The sequence below is a fragment of the Pseudomonas sp. UFMG81 genome (assembly GCF_015354575.1).
In the GTDB taxonomy this organism is placed as follows: domain Bacteria; phylum Pseudomonadota; class Gammaproteobacteria; order Pseudomonadales; family Pseudomonadaceae; genus Aquipseudomonas.
The window spans coordinates 1-6,085 of sequence record NZ_JACAFQ010000070.1 but is presented as its reverse complement, the minus strand read 5'-3'; the positions used below and the strand labels follow the sequence as shown (position 1 = coordinate 6,085).

Below are 6,085 nucleotides of genomic sequence, written 5' to 3'. Positions count from 1 at the left end.
CCTCTCCCCCGCCTTGCACCCCCTCCGAACACAACTAAGCTTGTTGCCACAGTGGCTCCGCGCGCAGCGACCGGAACAGACGTGGTGCACAGCCTGACACCGCGCACATGATCCCCCCTGCGAGCCCGCGACTTTGGGATGACGCCTTGCGAGCCCGTCCTGGACATAAAAGCTTGACCGATCGATCAGAAAAACTTGGGAAACGGTACACATTACAAAGATTTATTTGTGTACAATCGTTCGAACCCCAACGCCACGGGACGGTGGCGAACAGGGTCTGGACACGGGTCGGCGTACATAACATGCGTTGCCATAATCCTGGCGGTTATCGATACTGGCGCCGATTTACCAACCAACAAGAACACCCAAACCGTGGAACCTTAGAATGAGCACTGCAATCAGTCCGACTGCTTATAACTATAAGGTCGTCCGCCAGTTCGCCATCATGACGGTGGTCTGGGGGATCCTTGGCATGGGGCTCGGCGTCTTCATCGCCTCGCAACTGGTATGGCCCCAGCTCAACCTGGACCTGCCATGGACGAGCTTCGGCCGCCTGCGCCCCCTGCACACCAACCTGGTGATCTTCGCCTTCGGTGGCTGTGCCCTGTTCGGCACCAGCTACTACGTGGTGCAGCGCACCTGCCAGACCCGGCTTATCTCCGACAGCATGGCCGCCTTCACCTTCTGGGGCTGGCAGGCAGTGATCGTCGGCGCGCTGATCACCCTGCCGATGGGCTACACCACCACCAAGGAATACGCCGAGCTCGAATGGCCGCTGGCAATCCTGCTGGCCATCGTCTGGGTCACCTACGGGCTGGTGTTCTTCGGCACCATCGTCAAGCGCAAGACCAAGCACATCTATGTCGGCAACTGGTTCTACGGTGCCTTCATCGTGGTCACCGCGATGCTGCACATCGTCAACCACATATCGCTGCCGGTGAGCCTGTTCAAGTCGTACTCGGCCTACGCCGGCGCCACCGACGCGATGATCCAGTGGTGGTACGGCCACAACGCCGTGGGCTTCTTCCTCACCACCGGCTTCCTGGGGATGATGTACTACTTCGTCCCTAAACAGGCCGAGCGCCCGATCTACTCCTATCGCCTGTCGATCGTGCACTTCTGGGCGCTGATCACCCTGTACATCTGGGCCGGCCCGCACCACCTGCACTACACCGCGCTGCCGGACTGGGCGCAGTCGCTGGGCATGGTGATGTCGATCATCCTCCTGGCACCGAGCTGGGGCGGCATGATCAACGGCATGATGACCCTGTCGGGGGCCTGGCATAAGCTGCGCACCGACCCGATCCTGCGCTTCCTCGTGGTGTCGCTGGCGTTCTACGGGATGTCCACCTTCGAAGGCCCGATGATGGCCATCAAGACCGTCAACTCGCTGTCGCACTACACCGACTGGACCATCGGCCACGTGCACGCCGGTGCCCTGGGCTGGGTGGCGATGATCTCGATCGGCGCGGTCTACCACATGATCCCCAAACTCTACGGCCGCGTGCAGATGCACAGCGTCGGCCTGATCAACGCGCACTTCTGGCTGGCCACCATCGGCACCGTGCTGTACATCGCCTCGATGTGGGTCAACGGCATCACCCAAGGCCTGATGTGGCGCGCGATCAACGACGACGGCACCCTCACCTACTCGTTCGTCGAAGCGCTGCAGGCCAGCCACCCGGGCTACATCGTCCGCGCCCTGGGCGGTGCGTTCTTCGCCTCCGGCATGCTGCTGATGGCCTACAACGTGTTCCGCACCGTGCGTGCCGCCAACCCGGTAGAGGCTGATGAAGCCGCCAAGATCGTCGTCGTGGGAGCGCACTGATGAAGCATGAAGCCGTCGAGAAGAACATTGGCCTGCTGGCCTTCTTCATGGTCATCGCCGTCAGCGTGGGTGGCCTTACCCAGATCGTCCCGCTGTTTTTCCAGGACGTCACCAACAAGCCGGTCGAAGGCATGAAGCCGCGCACCGCACTGGAAGTCGAAGGCCGCGATATCTACATCCGCGAAGGTTGCGTGGGCTGCCACTCGCAGATGATCCGGCCGTTCCGCGCCGAGACCGAGCGCTACGGCCACTACTCGGTAGCCGGCGAAAGCGTGTGGGACCACCCCTTCCTGTGGGGCTCCAAGCGCACCGGCCCGGACCTGGCCCGCGTGGGTGGCCGCTACTCCGATGACTGGCACCGCGCGCACCTGTACAACCCGCGCAACGTGGTCCCGGAATCGAAGATGCCGTCGTACCCGTGGCTGGTGGAAAACAAGCTCGATGGCAAGGACACCGCCAAGAAACTGGAAGTCCTGCGCACCCTCGGCACGCCGTACACCGACGAAGACATCGCCGGTGCCCGCGACGCGGTCAAGGGCAAGACCGAGATGGACGCCCTGGTGGCGTACCTGCAAGGCCTTGGCACCATCATCAAAAGCAAACGGTGACAGTGATGGATATCGGGATGATTCGCGGCCTCGGCACCGTGGTGGTGCTGGTGGCCTTCGTGGGCCTGGCGCTGTGGGTGTTCAGCCCACGGCGCAAGCAGGACTTCGACGAAGCAACGAAATTGCCGTTCGCGGACGACCCTGAAGCCACCCGACACGTCGAGCAAGCACAAGCTTCTAGGAGCAAACAACAATGACAACCTTCTGGAGTCTGTACGTCACCGTCCTGACCCTGGGCACCATCTTCGCCTTGACCTGGCTGTTGCTGTCGACCCGCAAGGGCCAGCGCGAAGAGATCACCGACGAGACCGTCGGCCACGCCTTCGATGGCATCGAGGAATACGACAACCCGCTGCCCAAATGGTGGTTCTGGCTGTTCGTCGGCACCATCGTGTTTGCCCTCGGCTACCTGGTGCTGTACCCGGGCCTGGGCAACTGGAAAGGCGTACTCCCGGGCTACGCGTACCTGGACAACGACAAGCAGACCGAGTTTACCAACGGCCAGCCGGGCTGGACCGGCGTGCACGAGTGGGAAAAGGAGATGGCCAAGGCCGACGCCCGCTTCGGGCCGATCTTCGCCAAGTTCGCCGCCATGCCGGTGGAAGAAGTGGCGAAGGATCCGCAGGCGCTGAAGATGGGCGCACGCCTGTTTGCCTCGAACTGCTCGGTATGCCACGGCTCCGACGCCAAGGGCGCCTACGGCTTCCCCAACCTGACCGACAACGACTGGCGCTGGGGCGGTGAGCCGGAGACCATCAAGACCACCATCATGGGCGGGCGCCACGGCGTGATGCCAGGCTGGGGCACGGTGATCGGCGAACAGGGCGTGGCCGATGTGGCCGCCTTCGTGCTGACCAACCTGGACGGGCGCAAGCTGCCCGAGGACGCCAAGGCCGACCCGGTAAAAGGCCAGCAGATCTTCGCCACCAACTGCGTGGCCTGCCACGGCCCCGAGGGCAAGGGCACCCCGGCCATGGGTGCACCGAACCTCACCCACCCGCAGGCGTTCATCTACGGTTCGAGCTTCGCCCAGCTGCAACAGACCATCCGCTATGGCCGCCAGGGCCAGATGCCGGCCCAGGAACAGATGCAGGGCAACGACAAGGTGCACCTGCTGGCGGCGTATGTGTACAGCCTGTCGCACCAGGAGCAGCAGGCGCCGGCCCAGGCCGAGTAAGTCGACCAGAGGCCCCGTCAGTGAAACTGCCGGGGCCTTTTTCCTGGGCCGGGGGTTACCTGCACCGGCCACATCGCCGGCAAGCCGGCTCCCACAGAAACCCCGAGGGCACCCTTACCCTGTGGGAGCCGGCTTGCCGGCGATAGGGCAGGCGAATCCACCCCTTGATGACCTGGATCAATTGACAGCCGCCATAACACGTTTCAACCCAGCAACCCAACGCGACTAAGTGTCGCAGCGCGCTCCCTACCCGCCGACACAGGCGTATCATGGGCCGCAGAGCGCTAGCAGAACGCGCGAGACCGCAGCCGGCACGCACTGGCCGCGGCGTTTCTCCACTGCCGTGGGACTTGATGATGAGCAAGCAAATTCCGGTACATGACGTCACCCCGCCTGCCAGCAAAGGGAAGGATTCCGTCGACCTCTACGCCTCGCGCGAAAAAATCTACACCCGCGCCTTCACCGGCATCTTCCGCAGGTTGCGGATGGTCGGTGGCGCGGTGCTGTTCCTGCTGTACTTCGGCACCGTGTGGCTGAACTGGGGCGGCCACCAGGCCGTGTGGTGGAACCTGCCCGAGCGCAAGTTCTACATCTTCGGCGCCACCATCTGGCCGCAGGATTTCATCCTGCTGTCGGGCATCCTGATCGTCGCCGCGTTCGGCCTGTTCTTCATCACCGTGTACGCCGGGCGCGTGTGGTGCGGCTACACCTGCCCGCAAAGCGTGTGGACCTGGGTATTCATGTGGTGTGAAAAGGTCACCGAGGGCGACCGCAACCAGCGCATGAAGCTGGACCGGGCGCCGATGAGCGCCAACAAGTTCCTGCGCAAGTTCGCCAAGCACAGCCTGTGGCTGCTGATCGGCTTCGTCACCGGCATGACCTTCGTCGGCTACTTCTCGCCGATCCGCGAACTGGTGTTCGAGTTCTTCACCGGGCAAGCCGATGGCTGGGCCTACTTCTGGGTCGGCTTCTTCACCCTGGCCACCTACGGCAATGCCGGCTGGCTGCGCGAGCAGGTGTGCGTGTACATGTGCCCCTACGCGCGCTTCCAGAGCGTGATGTTCGACAAGGACACCTTGATCGTCAGCTACGACCCACGCCGTGGCGAGACCCGTGGCCCGCGCAAGAAAGACATCGACTACAAGGCCAAGGGCCTGGGCGACTGCATCGACTGCACCATGTGCGTGCAGGTCTGCCCTACCGGCATCGACATCCGCGACGGCCTGCAGATCGAATGCATCGGCTGCGCTGCCTGCATCGACGCCTGCGACAGCATCATGGACAAGATGAACTACCCCAAAGGCCTGATCAGCTACACCACCGAACACAACCTCTCGGGGCAGAAGACCCACATGCTGCGCCCGCGCCTGATCGGCTACGCGCTGGTGCTGCTGGTGATGATCGGCGCCCTGGCCACCGCCTTCGCCACCCGCTCGCTGGTCGGTTTCGACGTGGCCAAGGACCGGGTGCTGTACCGCGAGAACGCCCAAGGGCGGATCGAGAACGTGTACAGCCTGAAGGTGATGAACAAGGACCAGCGCGACCACGTCTACGTGCTCGATGCCGCCGGGCTGCCGGACCTCAAGCTCGAAGGCCACCGCGAGATCCGCGTGGCCGCTGGCGACATCGTCAGCCTGCCGGTGCAGCTGTCGGTGGCACCGGAGAAACTGCCCTCGACCACCAACGAAATCACCTTCATCCTCAAGGACGCCGACGACAACGGCAGCCAGGTTGAAGCCAAGAGCCGCTTCATCGGCCCACAGATCCGCTGACTAGAGAGAACACAGACAATGCCTGCCGCCACCGCCGCCAGCCCCTGGTACAAGCACCTCTGGCCCTGGATCATCATCGGCATCCTGACCACCTCGGTGTGCTTGAGCCTGACCATGGTCAGCATTGCCGTGCGCAACCCGGACAACCTGGTCAACGACAACTACTACGAGGCTGGCAAGGGCATCAACCGCTCGCTGGACCGCGAACTGCTGGCCCAGACCCTCAACCTCAAGGCCAGCGTGCACCTGGATGAGCTGACCGGCGAAGTCGACGTGCGCCTGACCGGCAACAGCGACCCGCAGGCGCTGGAGCTAAACCTGATTTCGCCCACGCAGCCAGACAAGGACCGCAAGGTGCAACTGGCGCGCAGCGAGCCAGGCCGCTATGTCGGCCAGCTGGACGACAAGGTCGAGGGACGGCGCTTCGTCGAACTGCTGGGCAGCCAGGATGAGCATGTGTGGCGGCTGTTCGAGGAGGAGAAGGTCGAGCATGGGGTGACCTTGCAACTGGGGGATGAGGCCATTCAAGGCGCCGAACACCTGTAGGAGCGGCCTTGTGTCGCGAAAGGGCTGCGAAGCAGCCCCAGGTTATGTGACAACACAGAAATGGTTGGGGCCGCTCTGCGGCCCTTTCGCGACACATGGCCGCTCCTACAGGGCTCGCGTCAGCAAAAAGAGATGTCGATGACCCACCCCACCC

At 63.3% G+C, this 6,085-nt stretch carries 6 protein-coding genes; all 6 read left to right on the top strand.

Annotated features, from left to right (window positions below; genetic code table 11):
• The first annotated feature begins 385 nt into the window (after positions 1-385).
• The 6 genes from ccoN (at position 386) to IX761_RS26890 (ending at position 5,931) form a co-directional block, all read left to right on the top strand.
• Positions 386-1,828, top strand: coding sequence for a cytochrome-c oxidase, cbb3-type subunit I (gene ccoN / locus IX761_RS26915; RefSeq protein WP_194792513.1), 1,443 nt, complete (start codon positions 386-388; stop codon positions 1,826-1,828).
• Positions 1,828-2,436: a cytochrome-c oxidase, cbb3-type subunit II gene (gene ccoO / locus IX761_RS26910; protein ID WP_194792512.1), complete on the top strand. Its 609-nt coding sequence runs from the start codon at positions 1,828-1,830 to the stop codon at positions 2,434-2,436. Before ccoN ends, ccoO begins: the two co-directional genes overlap by 1 nt.
• Before the next feature lie 5 nt (positions 2,437-2,441).
• Positions 2,442-2,633 (top strand): cbb3-type cytochrome oxidase subunit 3, encoded by a 192-nt coding sequence (locus tag IX761_RS26905; protein WP_194792511.1) that lies wholly within the window; start codon positions 2,442-2,444, stop codon positions 2,631-2,633.
• Positions 2,630-3,613 (top strand): cytochrome-c oxidase, cbb3-type subunit III, encoded by a 984-nt coding sequence (gene ccoP, locus IX761_RS26900; RefSeq protein ID WP_194792510.1) that lies wholly within the window; start codon positions 2,630-2,632, stop codon positions 3,611-3,613. Before IX761_RS26905 ends, ccoP begins: the two co-directional genes overlap by 4 nt.
• A 356-nt stretch (positions 3,614-3,969) precedes the next feature.
• Positions 3,970-5,385 (top strand): cytochrome c oxidase accessory protein CcoG, encoded by a 1,416-nt coding sequence (gene ccoG / locus IX761_RS26895; protein WP_194792509.1) that lies wholly within the window; start codon positions 3,970-3,972, stop codon positions 5,383-5,385.
• An 18-nt stretch (positions 5,386-5,403) separates the two neighbouring features.
• Positions 5,404-5,931, top strand: coding sequence for a FixH family protein (locus IX761_RS26890; RefSeq protein WP_194792508.1), 528 nt, complete (start codon positions 5,404-5,406; stop codon positions 5,929-5,931).
• Positions 5,932-6,085: the final 154 nt, after the last annotated feature.